This is a genomic window from Shewanella sp. MTB7 (assembly GCF_027571385.1).
In the GTDB taxonomy this organism is placed as follows: Bacteria; Pseudomonadota; Gammaproteobacteria; order Enterobacterales; family Shewanellaceae; genus Shewanella.
Genome location: NZ_CP085636.1, coordinates 3385639 through 3406446, shown reverse-complemented (window position 1 = coordinate 3406446; position 20808 = coordinate 3385639). Strand labels below are relative to the sequence as shown.

The 20808-nt window shown below is 41.7% G+C and carries 19 protein-coding genes; 10 read left to right on the top strand and 9 right to left on the bottom strand.

Annotated elements, in window-relative coordinates:
• Positions 1-7: 7 nt before the first annotated feature.
• The 5 genes from HWQ47_RS14660 to HWQ47_RS14640 are packed head-to-tail and all read left to right on the top strand — an operon-like array spanning position 8 to position 3870.
• Positions 8-799, top strand: coding sequence for an ABC transporter ATP-binding protein (locus HWQ47_RS14660; RefSeq protein WP_269966828.1), 792 nt, complete (start codon positions 8-10; stop codon positions 797-799).
• Entirely contained in the window at positions 796-1959 is a 1164-nt protein-coding gene (locus HWQ47_RS14655) for an ABC transporter permease (RefSeq protein ID WP_269966827.1), read from the top strand. The genes HWQ47_RS14660 and HWQ47_RS14655 overlap by 4 nt, the downstream gene beginning before the upstream one ends.
• A 3-nt stretch (positions 1960-1962) precedes the next feature.
• Complete coding sequence (locus HWQ47_RS14650) at positions 1963-3156, top strand: ABC transporter permease (protein ID WP_269966826.1); 1194 nt, start codon at positions 1963-1965, stop codon at positions 3154-3156.
• 44 nt (positions 3157-3200) lie between these two features.
• Complete coding sequence (locus HWQ47_RS14645) at positions 3201-3458, top strand: hypothetical protein (protein WP_269966825.1); 258 nt, start codon at positions 3201-3203, stop codon at positions 3456-3458.
• A complete protein-coding gene (locus HWQ47_RS14640; RefSeq protein ID WP_269966824.1) occupies positions 3445-3870 on the top strand; it encodes a hypothetical protein in 426 nt (141 codons plus the stop codon). The genes HWQ47_RS14645 and HWQ47_RS14640 overlap by 14 nt, the downstream gene beginning before the upstream one ends.
• Before the next feature lie 101 nt (positions 3871-3971).
• Here HWQ47_RS14640 and HWQ47_RS14635 read toward each other — a convergent pair whose 3' ends face one another.
• The 6 genes from HWQ47_RS14635 to rmuC all read right to left on the bottom strand — a co-directional run bounded on the left by HWQ47_RS14635 (position 3972) and on the right by rmuC (position 12501).
• A complete protein-coding gene (locus tag HWQ47_RS14635; RefSeq protein WP_269966823.1) occupies positions 3972-5978 on the bottom strand; it encodes a transglutaminase TgpA family protein in 2007 nt (668 codons plus the stop codon).
• Complete coding sequence (locus HWQ47_RS14630) at positions 5971-6972, bottom strand: DUF58 domain-containing protein (RefSeq protein ID WP_269966822.1); 1002 nt, start codon at positions 6970-6972, stop codon at positions 5971-5973. The genes HWQ47_RS14635 and HWQ47_RS14630 overlap by 8 nt, the downstream gene beginning before the upstream one ends.
• Before the next feature lie 9 nt (positions 6973-6981).
• Entirely contained in the window at positions 6982-7893 is a 912-nt protein-coding gene (locus HWQ47_RS14625) for an AAA family ATPase (RefSeq protein WP_269966821.1), read from the bottom strand.
• A gap of 235 nt (positions 7894-8128) precedes the next feature.
• On the bottom strand, positions 8129-8824 hold the full coding sequence (locus tag HWQ47_RS14620; RefSeq protein WP_269966820.1) for an EAL domain-containing protein: 696 nt from the start codon (positions 8822-8824) through the stop codon (positions 8129-8131).
• Between the two features lie 177 nt (positions 8825-9001).
• Positions 9002-10873 carry a transglycosylase SLT domain-containing protein gene (locus HWQ47_RS14615; RefSeq protein ID WP_442802051.1) on the bottom strand — a complete coding sequence of 624 codons (1872 nt, stop codon included), beginning with the start codon at positions 10871-10873 and terminating at the stop codon, positions 9002-9004.
• A gap of 131 nt (positions 10874-11004) precedes the next feature.
• A complete protein-coding gene (rmuC, locus tag HWQ47_RS14610; protein WP_269966818.1) occupies positions 11005-12501 on the bottom strand; it encodes a DNA recombination protein RmuC in 1497 nt (498 codons plus the stop codon).
• A gap of 271 nt (positions 12502-12772) precedes the next feature.
• Here rmuC and msrP point away from each other — a divergent pair, with 271 nt between their 5' ends.
• Positions 12773-13789, top strand: a complete 1017-nt coding sequence (msrP, locus tag HWQ47_RS14605) for a protein-methionine-sulfoxide reductase catalytic subunit MsrP (RefSeq protein ID WP_269966817.1) — start codon at positions 12773-12775, stop codon at positions 13787-13789.
• A 74-nt stretch (positions 13790-13863) separates the two neighbouring features.
• A complete protein-coding gene (gene msrQ, locus HWQ47_RS14600; RefSeq protein WP_269966816.1) occupies positions 13864-14499 on the top strand; it encodes a protein-methionine-sulfoxide reductase heme-binding subunit MsrQ in 636 nt (211 codons plus the stop codon).
• A 286-nt stretch (positions 14500-14785) separates the two neighbouring features.
• Here the strand turns inward: msrQ and HWQ47_RS14595 are convergent, their stop codons facing one another.
• Positions 14786-15100, bottom strand: a complete 315-nt coding sequence (locus HWQ47_RS14595; RefSeq protein ID WP_269966815.1) for a hypothetical protein — start codon at positions 15098-15100, stop codon at positions 14786-14788.
• 209 nt (positions 15101-15309) lie between these two features.
• Here HWQ47_RS14595 and HWQ47_RS14590 point away from each other — a divergent pair, with 209 nt between their 5' ends.
• From HWQ47_RS14590 to HWQ47_RS14580, 3 genes are read left to right on the top strand one after another with little or no spacing between them, the layout of a single operon-like run.
• The gene (locus tag HWQ47_RS14590; protein WP_269966814.1) at positions 15310-15804 is read left to right on the top strand and encodes a putative 4-hydroxy-4-methyl-2-oxoglutarate aldolase; all 495 of its coding nucleotides are present in this window, start codon (positions 15310-15312) and stop codon (positions 15802-15804) included.
• Between the two features lie 30 nt (positions 15805-15834).
• Positions 15835-17658, top strand: a complete 1824-nt coding sequence (locus tag HWQ47_RS14585; protein WP_269966813.1) for an AsmA family protein — start codon at positions 15835-15837, stop codon at positions 17656-17658.
• Positions 17658-18248 carry a BsuPI-related putative proteinase inhibitor gene (locus HWQ47_RS14580; protein ID WP_269966812.1) on the top strand — a complete coding sequence of 197 codons (591 nt, stop codon included), beginning with the start codon at positions 17658-17660 and terminating at the stop codon, positions 18246-18248. Before HWQ47_RS14585 ends, HWQ47_RS14580 begins: the two co-directional genes overlap by 1 nt.
• A 110-nt stretch (positions 18249-18358) precedes the next feature.
• Here HWQ47_RS14580 and HWQ47_RS14575 read toward each other — a convergent pair whose 3' ends face one another.
• Positions 18359-19912, bottom strand: a complete 1554-nt coding sequence (locus tag HWQ47_RS14575; protein ID WP_269966811.1) for a LysM peptidoglycan-binding domain-containing protein — start codon at positions 19910-19912, stop codon at positions 18359-18361.
• A gap of 88 nt (positions 19913-20000) precedes the next feature.
• Positions 20001-20792 carry a hydroxyacylglutathione hydrolase gene (gloB, locus tag HWQ47_RS14570; protein ID WP_269966810.1) on the bottom strand — a complete coding sequence of 264 codons (792 nt, stop codon included), beginning with the start codon at positions 20790-20792 and terminating at the stop codon, positions 20001-20003.
• Positions 20793-20808: the final 16 nt, after the last annotated feature.

Below are 20808 nucleotides of genomic sequence, written 5' to 3'. Positions count from 1 at the left end.
TTTAATTATGGATGTAGAAAAATTATTTGAAATAAAGTCTTTGTCAAAAAGTTTTACTAAAGGTAAATCTGAAGTATCTATTTTTTCAAACCTGAACATGGATATTAACCAAGGAGATTTTTTGGTGATTATGGGTCCATCTGGCTCAGGTAAAACAACTTTACTCAATTTAATCGGCGGCATTGATAAACCCACACAGGGAAGTGTGCTTTATCGTGGCCGAGAATACCATGGCACAGCAGAAGCTGAACTATCAGCTTGGCGGGCACAGCATGTAGGTTTTGTGTTTCAGTCTTTTAATTTGATGCCGATGTTAAGCGCCGCAGGTAATGTCGAATTGCCCTTGTTATTACGTCAGTTGACCCGACGTCAGCGGCGAGAAAAAGTGATGGCAGCACTTGAATTGGTGGGGCTTGTTGATAGAAAAGGCCACAAGCCCAATGAAATGTCTGGCGGACAAAACCAACGAGTGGCTGTGGCGCGAGCGATAGTCGGCGATCCGGATATTTTACTGTGTGATGAACCGACGGGAAACCTAGACAGGGAAACCGCGACTGAAGTGCTGGATATTCTGCGTTTACTCAATCAAGAGTTTAAGAAAACCATCATCATGGTGACCCATGATCCGTTGGCTGCCCAGTATGCTAAACACCGTGTGGAGTTGGATAAGGGGGTGATCGTTAACAAGGAAGCCGTCGTCATCAAAGAAGAAGTTGTTACCCAGAAAGCAAGCAATATAAAGATAGACACTGCTGGGGTTTCTGGTGAGCTGGTGGCAGAAAAGGGAGTGGTGACATGAACAGTTTTTTCCTACTCATTCATAACATTAGCAGGAACAAAGTACGTTGGTTTCTCAATACTTTCGCCTTAATTGTGGCCTTTTTTCTTTTTGGTTTTTTGGGCTCTTTTTACAGTGCGTTCGAGTCTGGTGCTGAGCTGGCGGCGAATGACAGACTGATTGTGATGAACAAAATTAATTTCACTCAACCTCTGCCTTATTCCTATATCAATAAAGTCAACACCATGGATGGCGTAAAACAACTCACTCACGCCAGTTGGTTTGGTGCCTATTACCTTGATCCAACTGATCCGCTCATTGGTTATGCGGTGGACGCCGATACTTATCTGTCTGTTTATGACAATTACGTGTTGGATGATGAAATGCTTATTAATTGGCAGCAAACGCCAGTGGGAATGCTTGTTGGCAGAGCGATGGCAGAGCGGTATGGCTGGCAAGTCGGGGATAAGGTGGCTGTCTCCTCCAACTTGTTTTCCCATAAGTCGGGAGGTCAGGACTGGGAAGTATTGATATCGGGTATTTATGATGGCAAAGATGCCCAAACCGATACAGATCAACTGTTCCTTCACTATGATTATTTCGCTCAAACCCGAACATCAGGAGGCAACACCATCGGCTGGATGGTGCTGACCACGGAAAATGCCAAAGGTAATGACGCAATAATGGTGGGCATTGACGATCGATTTGAAAACTCAATTGCTGAAACCCGTACAACGACTGAACGTCAATTCAACAAGGCGTTTGTGGAGCAACTTGGCAGTATAGGTTTGATTATCACCGCGGTATTGTCTGCGGTCTTCTTTGCCATTTTACTGGTAGTGGGCAATTCCATTTCGATGACGGTGAGAGAGCGTACTCGTGAGATTGGCGTGTTAAAGGCGCTGGGTTTTTCTCGGCCGCAGATATTCAAGTTGGTGTTAAGTGAGGCTATGTTTTTAACCTTGAGCAGCGGCACTATTGGTTTAACACTGTCCTATTTTGCGCTGGATGCAATGGGAAAAATTCCACAGATCCAATCGATAGTGCCTGCATTGCTGTTGACACCTTCAACCGTACTGCAAGCTGTGATGTACATGTTATTGCTGGGAGGGATCACGGGTGCGTTGCCCGCCTACCGAGCGATGTCGTTGAATACCGTTGACGCACTGCGCAGGAGCTGAATCATGTCTATGTTTATGCAACAGATCGGCGCTATCACGCTGATGAATATAAAAACTATTCCCAATCGCTTTTGGGAAACCCTCGTCATCCTTATCTCGATTGCGGTTGTGATAGCCGTACTGCAGGTTTTTCTGGCGATGAACAGTGGTTTTTCAGCCACGGTAGCAAGTTCAGGCTCAGATGATTTAGCCATTATTTTACGTAATGGCTCCCAATCTGAACTCAATAGCTCTTTCACGCCTGAGGTGGTTAATATTATTAAAAATGCCCCAGGTATTGCCCGCATTCAAGGTTTACCTGAGGTTTCGTCAGAACTGTACGTCATCGTCAATGGCACTAAAAGGGCGGGTGGCGATAAGGTTAATTTACCTCTGCGAGGAATCGATCTTGAGGGGGTTGCACTAAGAGATAATTTGGCTTTGCTTGAGGGACGGATGTTCACGCCGGGCATGAATGAAATTGTCGTTGGCCAAGCAGCCGTGAAGCAGTTCAGTGGATTGGAGCTTAACAGTGAGATTAAGTTGGGTCGCAATGTGTGGAAAGTCGTGGGTATTTTCGGTGGTAAGGGCTCAGTGTTTGATAGTGAACTTTGGGCCGATGCAAAAATAGTACAAAGCCAGTTTAATCGCGCTGGCAGTGTGCAGTTATTGCGAGTAAGGCTGGAAAACCCCGGTGATATCAGCAGTATTCAGGTGTTTATTGCGGCAGATGACAGACTCAATGCCGAGGTGTTTACTGAAGCTGAATACTTTAAACAACAAGCTTCAGGGACGGCAGACTTTTTGTTTTATTTGGGGTGGCCGCTGGCCATTATCATGGCACTAGGGACGTTAGCGGGAAGCTTGAATACGATGTACTCTGCAGTCTCTCAGCGGGCGGGTGATATCGCGACGTTGAGGGCGATAGGCTTTAATGGCTGGGCCATATTTTGGTCAATCATGCTGGAGTCGGTGTTGTACGCCATTGTGGGAGGCATTGCTGGCATTGTCATCGCTTATTATATGGTGGATGGCATTGTCGCTTCCACATTGGGAGGGCGAAATTTCACTCAAATCGTGTTTGATTTCACGCTATCTCCCACCGTGGTATTGAATGGGGTGGGGCTGGCGATTGTTATAGGTGTGCTTGGTGGTCTATTACCCGCTTTGCGGGCGGCGCGACTGCCGATAACCAAGGCCTTTAATTTGAATCTTTAATCTTATTACTCATGTTATTAGATAAATGAACCGAGGAAAACGAGATGACAGCTAAACAAGCAACAAGAACAGGGATAGAGATGCACTGCGGTAGTTGCGGTATGGTGATTGATCATGAAGGGGAATATTGCCAATACTGTGTTGATGATAATGGTAGCTTAAAGCCTTACGAGGAGGTGTTTGCCAAGATGGAGCGCTGGCTGGCTCGGGTAGAGCCCACATTAAGCCTTGAACAGATAGCTCAAAAAACGAGGAATTACATGGCGACAATGCCGGCATGGCGGGGGCGTGATGAAATCTAGTATGACGTTAACAACTGCAGGTAAATCCCTGTATTTAAAACTGGGTATAAAAGAGGGGGACAGTGTCTATCTGTATAATGCCCCTGACCATTATCAGCAAATATTAGGCATGTTGCCGCCTGGGGTGATGTTTTTGCCTGAAGCTTGTTGGGGTGAAGACTTGGTGCATATTTTTATCACTTCTGCAGCAGAGCTGACTGAACAGTTAACTCTGCACCTCGCGCTGATCAAGCAAGATGGCACTATCTGGGTTTCCTGGCCGAAGAAAAGTGCTCGGATCCCGTCTGAAGTGAATGATCATCTGGTGCGAAGTATCGCATTGCCCATGGGGTTAGTGGACAACAAAATTTGCGCCATAGATGATGTCTGGACTGCAATCAAGTTAGTTATCCGCTTAGAGAACCGTAAATAGTCTGAGATAGGATAATGAAAAGTCTGTGATCGGTATATCGAATTACGGCATAGATATGTACGGGAACGCATTTACAAAAGGTTACTTTGTAAGATAAATATTTAGGAGAGTTTAGCTTTTATCTGTTTGAAGAGGATAAAGTACAGTTTAGAGAGCTTTTCACTTGTCTGTTTACTCAGTGGTTGATATTTCAGCGCCACATAATATTGGGTGAACTGTTCAAACGCAGAAGCAATCGCTGGGACGGCAAATTCAACTCGCTTATTGTAGTCGATAGGCCCTTCACCTTGACGTCGACTCACTCCTTTACCAGCTAACATACCGCAGACTTGCAGGTATTTTGTTGTGAGTGGGTCTTTGTTTCTGTTGAAGTAAAGAATTCCGGCACTGAAGGCTATGGTGAGACTGATCACCGGTATTGCTAGGAGCATCAATAGGGATAACTTTTCTGGGGTGACTTTCCCTAATAATTTTTGAAGCACTTGCTCCTGTTTACTTGAATCGAAGCCTAATACCCAAACACTCCAGTAATAGTCCAAACTGGCAAAAGAGACCCTTAATGTATTTAACAGTGGAAACTCCCTTAATCTTAATGAACTAAAAGGACTGTTGAGTAGATAACTTGACTCAGGTTGAAAGAAGGCATCGAACCCCTCTAAAACACGCTCTGGTGCTATCATAGCAGTCGGATCAAATCTGACCCATCCCTTGCCTTCAATCCAAGCTTCAGCCCAGGCGTGGGCCATATATTGATATACGCTAAGGTAACCCGCTTGTTCATTCCATTCACCACCCTGATAGCCGGTAACGAGTCGAGTCGGAATACCTGAGGCTCTGGCGATGAAAGTAAAAGCACTGGCATAATGCACACAAAACCCTGCTTTGTTTTCAAACAGAAAGTCGTCTATTTGTTGCGGGCCTACAGGAGGGGGCGTTAAGGTATAAAAATATGTTTCTTGATTAAAATAACTCATTAAGGCATTTAATCTATGCATCGGGTTGGGATACGCTTGGGTTAACTTAGCGGCAAAAGCGCGGGTCTTTAGATTACTCCTGTCAGGCAAGTTTACATTTATCTGTTTCACCTTATTATGAAGCATTAAATCCATTGGGGAGGTGAGATAAGAATTAACTTTATATTGGAATTGCTGATCTATGCTTCTTTTGGCATAGAGCCTATGATCGGGCAAATTGATTATTTCGTTATTATTACTAAAGGCGACATCGAGCCCAAATAACCAATTTTGGTAGCTAGGCTCGGCAATGATGCTGTAATCTAGTGCGCTGCCTGTCGGTTTTTTTCTGGTTGGGACGGTATATGGAACATCGTCTTCTATATCTGTAATACTCTCGTGTTGTGTCCACTTTTTCCCATCATAATCTTCCATTACCAGTGCTCGCCAATACAACAAATGGTTAGCTGGCGGTGCCCGACCAAAGTCAGCTCTAAATGCCAACGCTGCTGAACGAGTGAGTTTTTCTATATCGCCAAAGCTCACTTGATCTGATAAACCTGTGGTTGTTGAACTGTCTGGTGGTACTAACCACAGTGGTGGCAATTTTGGCAGTACGATAAAAAGCAGAAGTGCCAGCGGTAAGCTTTGAAATATCAGCTTAGTTCCCATCTTGGCTGTTTCTTTGATCTTATCACCTTCACGATAAAGGCTAACCAAGACGCAAGTATTAATAATCGTAATAAAGCTGAGAAGGGCTGTAAATAAGATTGATTGCTGGTTGATAAAAGTAAAGGCGATAAGAAAGTAGCCCACTAATACGACGATTCTGACGTCACGTCTTTCTCTCATCTCTATATATTTAAGCGCGTAGCCCAGAACAAGCAGGTTAATGAGTCCGTTAAGTAGGCCTATTTTGCTGGTGATTAAGGCTAATGTGACTGCAGATCCTAGTGCTAGAAAGGTAACTAAAATTCGTGGTGGTTTAGCGACTTTACCGATAAAAATACCAAGGCGCCATAATAAGCAGATCCCACAAATTGCCAGACTCCATGGGGTCAGTTTGTCATATAAGGGTATTAATATCGCGATGTTGGCAAATAGTAACCACAATAGACTGTGGCGAGAAATTATCTCTTGCTGTGATTTACTCATCGTCCAGTCTCTGGTTTGCAGGGACAAGTGCTAGGGTTTGTAAACAGTTAATCCTGTGACTCTCACCTTCTGAGGGAGGGATGATTTTATCCCCTACTATCAGTCCGAAAACCTGTCGTTTTTCACTTAACTTGTTCACCGAACTGGTTAATTGACTTAATTTAGTTTCGAGGTCGGCAGAGGTAAGATCTGTCAATGTTAGCCACTGTGGTTGTCCTTGGGGTTGTTGGAACTCTTTTGTTAACATGCCACGACCTTGGGCAAGTTGTTTCCAAGCAACCTGCTTTAGTGACTCACCAGGAATATGTTGTCTTAAGCCTTTAAATTCATCCACCCCAGGAATATGCCCACCCTGATCATTAGCAATATAGTCATGGCTATTATTAAAATGCATGAGTCGCTCTTGAGCATCGAGTGGGGTAGCAAAAACCAGATGTTGATTGTCAAGATCCACATGAGACCAAGCCCGGCATAAACCTAAAGGGTAGCAGGATTCGATTTTTAGCCTGCCGGGGAAGATGATCCCGCGGCGTGAATTATCAAAGGGAATCAGCGTCGTTTCAGACTCCTTTGTGACTTTTTCTATGCGTTTAACTTGATTGTTGGGGTAATTGATCAAGACTGAAAATTGTGGCTGTTTGGCATATAAACGGACAGGAAAAACTAAGGTTTCACCAGCATAGGCCTGAGGGCTAGATTTTGAGGAGATTGTCAGCCCGGCCAAATTTCGGTAGCTATAAATAATGCAGGTATTAAAGACACTAAGGAGGAGTAAGCTTAACCCTATGACTAAATTATTCTGATAGTTAGTGCCAAACAGAAAAAGAAGTAGGACTAAAAACAACCATAATAAACCAAATCCAGTGGGTAAAATAAACACGCTCTTGTGAGCTAACGTGACCTTAGATGCCGGCGGTAACCGTCTCGCTAGCCACTGGTTGAACCATTGCTTTGCGCGTCCTTGTGTCCTGCGGTTGCTTTCCATCGTATTCATTGTGTACATCTATAAAATAGGATTGATATTACTAAGTATTTTTTGTGAAACAGCTTCACCTTGTTGTTGACTGCTGCTGCGGATCCTGTGTTCGGCTATCGATGAGAATACGGCTTGAACATCTTCAGGAACTAGGTAACTTCGACCTTGAATGAAGGCCCACGCTTTTGCTGCTTGAAGTAGGGCTTTGCTCGCTCTGGGGGAAAGTCCATATCCCTCTTTTTGGACTCGAGATGCATCGATCAAGGCCAAAATATAGCCTAGGAGTGCATCAGAAGCGGTGACCTTGTCGACCATCTGTTGTAGCTCAATCAGTTCAAGTTGAGTGATGCATTGAGGAAGAGTTGAGATCTGAGTGGATTGAACATGGTTTTTGAGCATTTCGAGCTCAGCTTCGGCATTGGGATAACCAATAGAGAGCCGCATCATAAACCGATCTAATTGTGATTCAGGTAGAGGGAAGGTACCTGATTGTTCACTGGGGTTTTGAGTGGCAATAACAAAAAAAGGGCTTGGTAGCGGGTGCGTAATGCCATCAACGGTGATCTGGTTTTCTGCCATGGCTTCGAGCAGGGCACTTTGGGTTTTCGGACTGGCTCGATTTATCTCATCGGCTAAGACCATCTGTTTAAATATCGGTCCCGGATGAAAAATAAACTGAGATTGATCACTGTCAAATATAGAAACGCCTAAGATGTCGGCGGGTAACATATCGCTGGTAAATTGTACCCTTTGGTAACTTAACCCTAAAGTCTGTGCGATACCGTGTGATAGGCTAGTCTTGCCCATACCTGGGAGATCTTCGATAAGCAGATGGCCTTTAGCCAGAATGCAGGTTAGTGCTAACTTAATTTGTTCCGGTTTGCCTAAAAGCACCATTTCCAGCTGCGTAATTATCTGAGAAATACTTTGCTGTGTCATCCCACTCCCTTATTGTTCTGCAACTGATTAACTGATTAACTGATTAACTGATTAACTGATTAACTGATTAACTGATTAACTGATTAACTGATTAACTGATTAACTGATTAACTGATTAACTGATTAACTGATTAACTGATTAACTGATTGATAAACAAACTATGGGGCAAACAACAGCTATGATCCAGTTTAGTTTGTCTCGGTAGTCACATTTTTCAAGCTATCATACCGATTATTATGGCATTAAGGCGATTGAAGCCGAGGCTGTTACAAACAGTTCCTTGAATAAAAAGCCTTGCACTAGATCGATCTCAAGCTCTCGTGCCAGTTCAAGTTGTTTTAGTGTCTCAATTCCTTCTAAGACACAGAGTTTATTGCTGGATTTGGCAAACTGAATTAATGCTTTTATCAGGTGAAGGTCATTGGGGGAGGTTTTATTAAACCAATCGATATCGAATTTGAGCGTGTTGACTTGACTCAGGAGATCTAATGAGATCATTGAGTGAGGCGCACCGATATCATCAAGTGCAACGCTTATTTGTTTGGCTTTAAGCTGAGAAAGGAGCTTGCTTGAGAGCTTGGCATCGTTAATACAGGTATTTTCGATAAGCTCTACGGTGATCTTAGCTCGAGAGGATAAAAGGATGAGCATCTCATCAAAATTATGCTCTGCGGCATGGGGATCTAGATTTAAAAATAGAGGAAGTGTTAGATCTGAATGCTCAATTTGAAAAGCTTTTGCCTTGTATTCAATAACTGAAAGTAGATAGCTTTGTTCATGGAGTTGCTCAAAGATGATATTGGGCGGAGTAGAGATCCCTTGCTTATCATTAAAACGTGATAACGCCTCATAACCGCAAACATGTAAACTTTTAGCATTAATAAGAGGCTGATACTCAGCGCTCAAAAAAAGTGTATCGAGTGTGATCATCGGTAAGATTATACCCTTAATCTAAATCATTGTTATTCACATTCTAATGTATCTATAGTTAACTTTCACGTTAGCAAGGTCTGTTTGATTGATTTTTATACACTTAAGGTAAAGGTTAGTCTTGGGTGATTGCTGTTTACATTGCCCCTTTTAAACCTAATCGGAAGGTGTAGCATCTTAGTATTTGAAATTTAGTTCTGCAGTGGAGAATAATTCAGGTTCTTTTCCCTGTTTTATTTGATAAATCACCCGATAACTTAACACTGCTTGTACATATTCTCTAGTCTCAGTGAAGGGAAGTGATTCTATAAACTCAATGACATCTAATTGCCCATCAGATACTTTTAGCCAACCTTTTACCCTATGTGGACCTGCGTTGTAAGCGGCTGTTGCAAGTACGCGATTGTTGTTGAATTGTTTTAGTAAGGAGGAGTAGTAAGCCGAGCCAAGTGGTATATTAATATTAGCTTGGTATAAGCTGCGTTTATTTTTGTATTTTAATCTCTGTTTTTTTGCAGTCTCTTTTGCTGTTGCTGGCATGAGTTGCATCAAACCTCTTGCACCAGCACCGGAGGTTGCATAGGAGTAAAATGCACTTTCTCGTCTAGCTATCGCCCTAATTTCGTCGATATTAACCTGATATTGCTTACTTGCCTTAGTAAATTCATCATTAGCTGCATAGGGAAAACGAATCGTCATATCGTTCCACAGTTTTCCCTGAATACTGGCCTGTACACCGAGTGAGTGCCATTGGTTCTCTAATGCTAAAACAGCGTATTCTTTCTGCATCATTTTATTGTGTCGTCTGAGCATGAGTACCCATTCAGCTCTTGCATCAATGGTTTTATCTAACGCGAGCAGTTCAATCACTCGGCTTAAGCCTGAATCATCAGCGAGTTTTTGACGACTTAGTGTGTCACTCACTGACAATTCATCTTGGAGTTGATAGGCTAAATTCAGCTCATTAGCGGCTGAAAACCCATAGAAATTACGCTGTTGGCTTAAGTCGTTTAGCATTTTACTGTCAGCAGCACTATGGTTCTTTTTCTCTCTGGATTGCCAATATTGCCATCTTGATTTTGCCTGTTTTTGCTCACTAAGCAGAGGAAGGGTAGTCGTGATTGTTTGGCTGTCGTTCTCACGTATGGCCCACCTAAGCCTTAGCTCCACAAGGTCATCACTGTCAAGCAGGGGCAGCATGGTGTCGACAAACCCTTTTAGTTGCTCTTCTTGTCGTATGACTGCTCGTCTAACTAAATAGCGACTTAGCTTACGTCCCTGATAATCGCTAAATCTGCCTGTCTTTTGATAACTGGCATAGAGCTTTACGGCTTGTTTAAGGTCTTTTCGTGCCAGTTTTCGTAAGCCGGCATCGACAATGTCGGCATAGTTTTTTGCCGAAGTGGAATATTTTTGGATGTGGCGTAAGCTTCTGGGATCTTTGTATACGGCAACTAATGTCTTGGCCGTTTGCTGTTGGCTGGTGACTTTTCGAGACAGATAAGTTAATAAACCATATTGGTTAGCGTTAAAACTTAATAACATACGAGACCAAATTAACTCTTGGGTCATTCCTCCTGATTTTTGCCATGCTTTGAAGAGGGGATCACACTCCTTAGGGCGGGATTTTCCGTATAACCAAAGTGATTTAGCACCTTTATAGGCTTGCTCTTTGTTGCCTTGGAACAGCTCCGCTCGGTAGTAATAACACTGTAAAGTGACATTATTTGGAGGAGTCGGGCTTATGGTTAAAAAATCTGCCCAACGCTTTTGAGCGCCAACGTGCTTGAGGTAACGGTGTCTAGCAGAATTAAAAAGGGGGGTGTCGTTAAATTGTTGCAATGCTTTATCTGCTTTTATCCCTTTGTAGGTCAAAATAGCTTTGATGTTGGCATGGTAATCCAGATAAACGCTTAAGGGATAATCGGCGAGTTGGGTTCTTAAGCGGGCATATTCCTTGGTTTGCTTTTTATCTAAGGCTTTGCGAGCATCAAGATAGGTTTGTTGCTCTTGGCTAAGTTGACCAGCATGAGCAATGCTTCCCATCATGATACTTGCAAGGACAAGCAATAAAGGACCTATATCTGATACAAGATGTTTTAAAATGCCAATTAACCGCATGTGCATTTCTATTTTTCCTTTTAATATCCATATTATTTGCTTGTCTAACTAAGGGATAATCAGTTGAGCTGTTTATCATCTAACCGATAATCAGATAGCGCTTGATCTAGCATACGTTGATCTAGCTTTTTACTTGTGTCTACACCTAGTTGTTGCATCTGATGGGCTTGCTTGACTAAGTTACCTTTACCGCTGGTAAGTTTATTCATGGCGTTAGCATAACTTTTCTCAGCCCCCTCTATAGCTCGACCTAACTTTTCCATATCTTCAATGTAGCCACAAAGTTTATCGTATATTTTTCCAGCTTGCTTGGCGATATGTTGTGCATTTTGATTTTGGTACTCGTAACGCCAAATATTGTTGATGGTTCTCAATGCAACGAGCAGGTTTGTTGGGCTAACGATCATGATGTTATGTTCAAGTGCATAGTTAACCAAGCTTGGGTCGTGCTCAAGAGCGAGAAGAAACGCGGGCTCTAACGGAATAAACATTAATACATAGTCTAAACTCGTTAGCCCATGCAGCTTTTGGTAATCTTTGTTGCTTAGCCCTTTAATGTGGCTACGTATAGAAATCACATGCTCTTTGAGTGCCTGCATACGTATTGTGTCATCATCACTGTTAAAGTAACGCTCGTAGGCGACCAAAGACATTTTTGCATCTATCACGACATCTTTGTTTTCTGGAAGGTGGACAATGACATCGGGTTTAAAGCGCTTGCCATCATCATTCTTCAGCTCGGTTTGGGTATCATATTCGTGGCCTTCACGTAAACCACTCTCCTGCAAGACGCGTTCTAAAATGACTTCTCCCCAATTACCTTGCTGCTTATTATCACCTTTTAACGCATTGGTAAGGTTAACGGCATCTTGACTCATCTGCATATTCAGTGCTTTGAGGGATTCAAGTTGATGATTAAATGCACTACGCTGTGATTGCTCATGAGTATAAGATTCACTCACTTGCTTTCTAAAGCTTTCTAGCTGCTGCTTGAAAGGCGCAAGCACGGAGTCAAGTTGGGTGCTGTTTTGGTGCTGAAACTTGACTGACCGTTCTTCGAATATTTTATTTGCCAGATTTTCAAATTGGGTATTCAATCTAATCTCGGCCGTTTCCAGTAATTGCAGTTTATCTTCGAGTGCTTGTTGCTCTGCGGTAAATTTTACCGTGAGTGTTTGCTGCATAGCGTTTGACTTAGATAGCGCCAGTTGTGCTTCCATTAATTTACGTTGAGAATCTTTAAGCTGTAACTCTAATCCAGTGCATCTGTGAGCATCGGCTTGGGCTTTTCCTAATGCTGATAGCTGTTGTTCAAGCTTAAATTGCACCTGTTCCTGTTGCTGCTCCTTTTCACATAGTACTGACTCTTTATGTTGTAACTCTTGTTGATATTGTTCTATCTCTTGCTGATGAATATTCTCTATATGTGCTTTAGACATCTCCCAGCGGCGCCTTGTGAGCTTTTGATTTATCAGAGCACCAATGAGTATAGAGAGAAAAGAGATCGCGATAAGAACGATGATTTCGGGAACGGATAGTACAATATCAATGGGCATGAAAGATGGCCTTGGTCAATGAGAGCCCTAAGATTCGCATTTCAGCTCAGCTTGTTCAAGTAGGATGCGAGTAAATGAATAACTCTTAACCGCATGTTGCTGTAGTGTTATCGGTCGAGTGCTTCTATCGTCAAAAAATAAACTGATATTGTATAATTAAGTGAGTAATGATTTTTAAATTCATTTAACAGAAATAGTCGCTAAACGGTTAACTGAAATTGAATCGACAATAATACGGTCTTATCTGTTAAGAAACTAAAAGGGCTATTCAATGCATTTTATAAAGAGAGCATCTTGGGACACATTAAAAAGTTCAGACACCACTCCTGAATCAGTGTTCAATGACCGTCGAAATATCATTAAAGCCTTAGGTTTAGGTGCGGTGGGAGCGAGTATTCCTGGTCACGTTCAGGCTGGTATTTTTGATCTATTTGGGGAGAGTAAGTCCAATACTCCCTTTATCACCTCTGTGTTGGCATTCACTGTAAATAAAGGCTTTGAGGTAAACGAAGCTAAGACGCCTTTTGATAAGGTGACTCGCCATAATAACTTCTATGAATTTGGGACGAGTAAGTCTGATCCAGCAGAAAATGCACAACAGATGAAGGTAGACCCGTGGACACTGGTTATTGATGGTGAGGTTGATCATCCGATCACATTAGGACTTGATGACTTGACCAAGATGATGATGCTTGAAGAGCGTACTTACCGTTTAAGGTGTGTCGAGGCTTGGTCTATGGTTATCCCTTGGGTTGGCTTTCCTTTAGCCTCTTTGCTTAAAAAAGCAGGATTGACCAGTAACGCTAAATATATCGCATTTGAAACACTATTTGATCCTGAACAGATGCCGGGACAAAAGAGCCGTTTAATGGGCGGTGGGATCCATTATCCTTATGTGGAAGGACTGACCATCGCGGAGGCGATGAATGATCTGTCATTTTTAGCGGTAGGTCTTTATGGTAAAACATTACCGCCACAAAATGGTGCGCCTATACGTTTGGTTGTCCCATGGAAGTATGGTTTTAAGAGTATTAAGTCTTTAGTTCGGATCAGAGTTCTGGATAAACGACCACCAACAAGTTGGAATCAACTTGCTCCGCAAGAGTATGGTTTTTATGCCAATGTAAACCCCAACGTTGATCATCCTCGTTGGTCTCAGGCGAGTGAAAGGCGGATCGGTGAAGGTGGATTATTTTCAGCTAAACGAATTAAAACACAGCCTTTTAATGGATATGAGGAGCAAGTTGCTGGTTTATATCAAGGGATCGATTTAACAAGGAATTTCTAAGCAGTCTTTAAGCTTGTTCATTAGTGACGAGAATAGACTTATTTGCACTATATTGAACGAGTCTGGAGTTATCAATGCGATTAACAATGAAACATCTATTTGGGTTGAAAGTGGTTATCCATAGCGTTGCAATCCTGCCAATAATTTACTTAGCCCTGTTAGTTTTTTCGGATCAAGCTGGAGGCGATCCTGTTCAATTTATTATTCATTACACAGGTATAGGAGCGTTGAATACTTTAGTCATACTTTTGGCTATTTCTCCTGTTGCACGTAAATTTAAACTAGGGATATTGATCCAGACTCGACGAGTTGTAGGCCTGTATGTATTCGCTTACGCAAGTCTGCATATTTTATCTTTTATCAGTTTAGACCTCTTATTTGAGTGGTCACTTCTTGTTGAGGAAGTATTAAAGAGGCCCTATATATTTGTAGGTGCATTGGCGTACATCATTTTGTTTTCACTATCGATAACATCGTTTAAAGCCATTAGGCGTAAGATGGGAAAACATTGGCAACAGTTGCATAACTTTGTTTATCTTGTGGCTATCTTAGTGCCTATACATTTTTATTGGTCGGTTAAATCAGAAGTGATTGAACCTAGCATTTATATTCTACTTACATGCTCATTACTGTTAGTTAGAGTTCCCTTTGTTAAATATTACCAGAGAATATTTGCTGATAAATACAAACCAAAAATCACCAGTGAATAGACAATACTTAGGATAATTAATCATATAGGGAAATAGTTAATTAACATGATAAGGAGATTAAATAGGTGTAGCGTGATGCATGTCACTATAACTTGATGGCATGCTCAACTACGGATAGGCGTGAATGAGACTTTTATAAATGCAACTGTGATCTCTTGAGATAATCATATATTAGTCAAATGCTTAGCCTGGCTAAGCCAATTTGATTAAGTGGGCATTATAATGAGAAAATTATATAACTGAAATAATGAATTCCATGTTAAATAAAGCAATTAAATTAGAATGTTTAGTTGGCCTGATCTTGCATTATTTGTATAACATCGTCATAAGATATATTGAATTGTCGAGATAGGTTGATCACTTTAGTCTTGTATGTTTGAATATTTTCTTGTTGGACTATTAGATGTTTCTTTTTAACAACAAGTTCATTAATAGTCTCTTGCAATATTAATAAACGTCGAAGATTATAATCTAAAGATTCAATGTACTTACTCATTTGTTGCTTGTTACGAGCTTGAGCTAGATCACTGGATTGCTTTTTATCATATCCATATTCATCCAATGCAGCTAGTGCACTTTGTAAATCAAAATTCTTGTTCATTATTGATCACTTTTTAAAGAGAGATTACAGTTGGTTCAGAGTCAGAATTGACTATAAATTTCATTATAGACTTTTCAACAAACTTATTAAAGAGGTTCATATGTATATTCGTAAATAAATACATATTAAGCGACTTAACACATGTAGAGCCATCTTGTTGAAAGGGAGATTAGAGGGTAATCTGAAGTAAATGGATTTAGGAGATTACTATGCAGGACCTTTTACCCGATCTTTATGATCATTATGCAGATGAACTTACATTATTATCGCTCTGTTTAAATCAGTATGGTAAGAGAAAAATATTCTGGGGGGAGATTATTACAGTCAAATGTTTTGAAGATAACTCTAAAGTTAAACAAGTGTTAACAACCAGTGGTAAAGGTAAGGTTTTATTTGTAGATGGTGGTGGTTCATTGAATAGAGCTCTTCTTGGAGACATGATAGCCATGGATGCGGTTAATAATGGCTGGGAAGGGATCGTAATCAATGGCTGTGTTAGAGATGTTGGAGTGCTCAGCCAGTTAGATATAGGAATTAAAGCTCTGGGGGCTAATCCAATTAAGACCGTAAAACGGGACGCTGGAGAAATAAACCCTAAGTTGGCTATCGCGGACATTATAATTGTGCCGGGTATGATGTTATATTCAGATGAAAATGGTGTGGCTATTTCGAGTAAACAACTCGATTTATTGAACATGCTGTAACCTAAATCCTCACTTCAGACGGAACCTGTTATGAAAATTTTAAAATGGTTTTTTATCATATTGCTACTCTTATTCGCCTCATTAACTGCTTATCTAATGCTTTTTTTCAATCCAAATGATTTTAAGCCCGAATTGGTTGAAGCAGTAAAGGATAAAACTGGACGTGATCTTGTTATTGGAGATGACCTTTCTTGGACCTTTTTTCCTTCAATCGGTATTGAGTTATCCAACATCTCACTCTCCAATCCTCAAGGATTTGCTGAGGCTTCCATGATTAAAGTGAATAAGGTGGTTGCTGAAGTTGCTTTAATGCCTTTATTTAGTAAACAGGTTGAAATAGCGCAACTGAATTTAGATGGACTTACACTTAATCTGGAAACCCGCAAAGATGGTCAAACGAGTTTTGATGGTTTAGATGGCGGGGCTAGCAAACCTGAAACGACCAAAGATCCTGCAAGCACTGAGAAGGTTAAATTATCAGGCTTGGATATTGGTGGCTTAGCTATCACCAATACGACCGTGAGGATGCTTGATGACATGGCGGGCACTGAACAAGTATTTATATTGGAGAAACTAACCCTAGGCAAGTTTAGCTTAGGTAAATATGCCCCACTTGCTTATCAATTAAATGCAGAATTACCCGATATGAAGCTGACGAGTCAAGGAGAGGGTATGATCAAAATAGCCCCTTCTATGCAATCAATTGAGTTAAAAGATCTGAAAATAACAAATTCTGTAATGGGAGAAGCAATTCCGAATAAGAAGTTAGACAGTCAGCTATTGGCACAAATTAACGTTCTGCTGGATAAAAAACAGCTTCAGGTGACGTTAAATGAGTTAGTTGTTGCCGATATAAACGGTTCGGGTGAAGTCATCGTTGCTTATGGTGCAAAAGTACCTAACATTGACGGTAAGCTTAGCCTTGGTGATATTGATTTAGATGCTTTTATGCCAGCAAAGACAGCGGCAGAAGAAAAAGTGGAGCCTGCAGCTAAAGCTAGCTCGAATAAAGAGCCTGACTTATCCGCACTGAAGTTGGTCAACTTCAACCTCGAATTAACCGTCAAATCGATAAAAGTGGCGAATATGCACACGAGTAATTGGTTGATGAAAACAAAATTGAAGTCTGGGATATTATCCATGACAGAACTTAATGCAGATCTTTATCAAGGTAAGTTATCTGCAAGTGCGCAACTTGATGGACGCCAAAACGTGCCGAGTTATCGTTTCGATGAGTCAGTGAAAGGTGTACAAATACATGATTTAATGAAGGATGCTGCGGATATAGATCTTTTGGCTGGAACGGCTAGTTTTAGTGTTAAGGGTCAAGGACGCAGTTTAATTACTGAAAACTTAAAGAAGAATCTAGCGGCGAAAGGTCAATTTGAGATCGCAGATGGTGCCCTATATGGAGTAAATATTCCACAGATGCTCCGTGATGCTAAAGCTAAACTCAGTGGTGATCTCTCGTCTACGGCAAAGAGTGAGCAGAAAACTGATTTTACTAGTTTGACGGGGTCGTTCTCAGTGGTGAATGGCGTTGCTTCGAATCCTGATCTCTTGATGGCTTCGCCTTTGATCCGCCTCGCTGGTGCGGGTACTGCAAATATCATTACAGAGGCTTTAGATTATTCATTGACGACTTCGGTTGTAGGTTCACTTGAAGGACAAGGGGGAGGTGAGCGTGATGCACTTCATGGTATTGAAATTCCGTTCTCAATTACAGGTACCTTTGCCGACCCTAAGTTTGCATTAGATACTGGGGCCTTGTTTGATGCTAAGTTAAAACAGGAAACGGAAAAGGTAAAAGATAAAGTAAAAGACAGTATTTTGAAAAGACTGGGAGGCTTTTGATGAAATCCAGTATATTACTGATCTTGAGTGCTGTTACGCTAACAGCTTGTTCCCAAGGAAATGGGCCTGAAGTTAACTCAAATCTTGTCGAACACAGTGCTGATAATGGGGTTGCTGCTGGCAAAGATCTTAAGGTCAAAGCTGTTGTGGTAGCAAAGGACAGTGTCAATTATTCTCTGCTTAAAAAAAGCGTCTCGGAGGACAAGATGACTAAAGGACTGTTAACTGGCGAACTTGTGGCCTCAGTCGACAATGGACTCTTGGTATCTCTTAAGATCACCAATAATCAATCTCATGGCGTACCGATACAATATCGTTCGGGTATGACAGCTGATTTACAGTTACTTGATCCTATGGGGAATGTGATCTGGGCATGGTCAAATGAGATGATGTTTACGCAGGCTATCAGAGACACAGTAATCCCAGTTGGTAAACTCATTACGGTTAAGTTTAAGATCCCTGAAGCGACGATGAAGCAAGTTAAAGGCACTGGTTTCACGCTTAAGGCGATTTATGTCGGCCATGCAATTGAATCTAAGCGCATCGCCATGGGCGATGTAACCCTCTCTCTCAACAAGGTTATAAAGTAACTGCGCAATGTATTGTTTGTGTACTGAAAATTGATGCAAAGAAAATAGCCAGTGTTTGTCATCGACATTCACTGACTATTTATTGTCTGTCTCTTGTCCTTGGTAAATGTTTAAGCTCGAATGTTACTCATATCAACAAATAATTTAAGCTTTTGACCTGGTTGGATATACTTACTTTTTTCAAGTTCGTTCCAACGAACTAAATCGACAACGCTGACCTTAAACTTTGTTGCAATACGTGCAAGAGAGTCACCGGATCTGACGGTATAGTTGACTGTACGAGTCACAGAGGATGATTTTTTCAGTTTAGCCCCTGTCCATATTGTCAGACTTTTACCTATTCTTAGACTGTCTTTTGGTGCCATGTTATTCCAACTTGCAAGTTGTGAAATTGACACCTTATGTGCTTTAGCTATTTTCCAAAATGAGTCGCCTGATTGAACTTTGTAGCTAACCTTGGTTCCTTGCTTTCTTTTTTGCTTCGACAGCAATCTCTGGTTGGCAGAATAAGCGTATTGCTCTGGGTTCTGCGCTGCAACAGGGATCAAAAGGTGCTTACCTATGACGATGGTGTTGCCTTTTATGTCATTGACAGCTTGCAGAGCGGACACCGTAGTGTGATAACGCTGGGCAATAAGACCTAAACTATCACCGGATTTTACCTGATACCTTTCCCAATTCAGCCTGTCATCGGCGTTTGTATCGGCAAGTGCGAGTGTAAACGCTGCTGCCTTATCTACTGGAAGCACAAGCTTGTGCGGGCCATCAGGCGCCGTAGCCCAACGGTTATAACCGGGGTTGAGTTTATGTAACTCAGAGGTGGTCATATTCGCAAGCTCAGCCGCAAGAGCTAAGTCAATTTGATCACCGATATCGATAACCTGGATCTGAGGCTGATTCTTGATAGGCATAAGTTTGATGCCATATTTGTCAGCATTTTTGATGACCTCTGCCAACGCCAGCATTTGAGGAACATAACGCTCAGTTTCTCTTGGAAGATCTAACGCCCAGAAATCGGTGGCCTTACCTTGTTTTTTATTGCGTTTCACTGCATTAAGGACACGACCTTCGCCAGTATTATAGGCTGCCATGGTGTAGAGCCAATTGCCGTTTGTCTTTTTGTAAAGGTATTCAAGCATATCCAGTGCCGCAATTGTTGCAGCCGGGACGTCTCGACGACCGTCATACCACCAGTTCATCTCCAGACCAAAATGTTTTGCCATTGGGGCTGTAAATTGCCACAGGCCAGAAGCTGCGCCATGTGAGTAAGCAAAGGGATCGAAAGCACTTTCAACAATAGGGAGTAAAGCTAACTCTATTGGTAGTCCTCGTTTTTCAATCTCCTCTACGATCAGATAAAGAAAGGGTTCAGCTCTTTGGGATACTCGTTCCAGATGTTGTGGGTGCTTGATATACCAATCACGGTATTGGTTAACTAGCTTTTGATCTGGGATTGGAAAATCTAAACCAAGGCGAATTCTTTGCCAAACATCAGTCACTTCAATGATCTGTGGAGTCGGTATTGATTCGACTTCAGGGGGAGATAACTGAACTGTTTGAACGACGTTCGGAGCCTGTGTCGGGCTGTCCGTTGTTTGGTTTAAAGACTGACAACCAGAAAGAAGGGCAATACTCCCTACTATTACAAATACTTGTGTGCGCATCTAACAATTAATTCCTCAATGTAGTCCCACATATTTTTTAGGTATATCTAATAAGGGACTTAATTAGCGCATCATTGTAAATGATTTCTTAAGCCTTGTCTTTCCATTGCCTGAGAAGGCTAAGAGTCGTCACTGTATCTTTTGCTTCTTGATTGAAGTGCTGGTTTACTGAGTTAATGACATCTGGCGTGTGGCAACGCAAAAAAGGATTTATTTCTCGTTCAGTCTTTATATTGGAAGGTAATGTTGCTTGATGGTTTGCGCGTAAAGTTTGGCAATGTTTGTCGTAATTGATTAGTGCTGCGTTATCAGGGTCTACCATCATTGCAAATTTGAGGTTCGATAGCGTGTATTCATGGGCACAGTAAACACGAGTATTTCCAGATAAGTTGGCTAAAGATTGTAATGAGTGATAAAGCTGACTCGCATTGCCTTCAAACAAGCGCCCACACCCGCCACTGAAAAGCGTATCTCCGCAAAACAAAACATCTTGAATATGGTAGGCAATATGCCCCAGAGTGTGACCTGGTAAGTAGATAATAGTAGCGGTTAATCCCAATGCTTGCAGATTGACATGGGTTTGCTTTGTAATGGGGTTACTGATGTTGGCAATATTTTCATTCGATGGACCAAACACTTCAATTGGAACTGAGCTGTGATCTATCAGTGCACTAACACCACCCGTATGATCATGATGATGATGAGTGAGCAAAATACCTGCGAGTGTGAGCTTATGGACTTGTAGGTATTGAATGACCACACTAGCATCACCTGGATCGACCACATAGACTAGTGATGAGTTTGGAATAGATATGACCCAGATATAGTTATCATCAAGTGCAGAGATGGGAGTGACGGTTAACGTAGAAGCTGTAGACATATTTATTTCCTTTTAA

Bases quoted from the DNA above. Each gene is read 5' to 3' on its own strand.
- HWQ47_RS14655 (WP_269966827.1), top strand. From the start codon at position 796: ATGAACAGTTTTTTCCTACTCATTCATAACATTAGCAGGAACAAAGTA.
- HWQ47_RS14625 (WP_269966821.1), bottom strand. From the start codon at position 7,893: ATGACACAGCAAAGTATTTCTCAGATAATTACGCAGCTGGAAATGGTG.
- HWQ47_RS14630 (WP_269966822.1), bottom strand. From the start codon at position 6,972: ATGAATACGATGGAAAGCAACCGCAGGACACAAGGACGCGCAAAGCAA.
- HWQ47_RS14615 (WP_442802051.1), bottom strand. From the start codon at position 10,873: ATGATGGGAAGCATTGCTCATGCTGGTCAACTTAGCCAAGAGCAACAA.
- msrP (WP_269966817.1), top strand. From the start codon at position 12,773: ATGCATTTTATAAAGAGAGCATCTTGGGACACATTAAAAAGTTCAGAC.
- gloB (WP_269966810.1), bottom strand. From the start codon at position 20,792: ATGTCTACAGCTTCTACGTTAACCGTCACTCCCATCTCTGCACTTGAT.
- HWQ47_RS14650 (WP_269966826.1), top strand. From the start codon at position 1,963: ATGTCTATGTTTATGCAACAGATCGGCGCTATCACGCTGATGAATATA.
- HWQ47_RS14660 (WP_269966828.1), top strand. From the start codon at position 8: ATGGATGTAGAAAAATTATTTGAAATAAAGTCTTTGTCAAAAAGTTTT.
- HWQ47_RS14585 (WP_269966813.1), top strand. From the start codon at position 15,835: ATGAAAATTTTAAAATGGTTTTTTATCATATTGCTACTCTTATTCGCC.
- msrQ (WP_269966816.1), top strand. From the start codon at position 13,864: ATGCGATTAACAATGAAACATCTATTTGGGTTGAAAGTGGTTATCCAT.
- HWQ47_RS14590 (WP_269966814.1), top strand. From the start codon at position 15,310: ATGCAGGACCTTTTACCCGATCTTTATGATCATTATGCAGATGAACTT.
- HWQ47_RS14595 (WP_269966815.1), bottom strand. From the start codon at position 15,100: ATGAACAAGAATTTTGATTTACAAAGTGCACTAGCTGCATTGGATGAA.
- HWQ47_RS14620 (WP_269966820.1), bottom strand. From the start codon at position 8,824: ATGATCACACTCGATACACTTTTTTTGAGCGCTGAGTATCAGCCTCTT.
- HWQ47_RS14635 (WP_269966823.1), bottom strand. From the start codon at position 5,978: ATGAGTAAATCACAGCAAGAGATAATTTCTCGCCACAGTCTATTGTGG.
- HWQ47_RS14580 (WP_269966812.1), top strand. From the start codon at position 17,658: ATGAAATCCAGTATATTACTGATCTTGAGTGCTGTTACGCTAACAGCT.
- HWQ47_RS14575 (WP_269966811.1), bottom strand. From the start codon at position 19,912: ATGCGCACACAAGTATTTGTAATAGTAGGGAGTATTGCCCTTCTTTCT.
- HWQ47_RS14645 (WP_269966825.1), top strand. From the start codon at position 3,201: ATGACAGCTAAACAAGCAACAAGAACAGGGATAGAGATGCACTGCGGT.
- rmuC (WP_269966818.1), bottom strand. From the start codon at position 12,501: ATGCCCATTGATATTGTACTATCCGTTCCCGAAATCATCGTTCTTATC.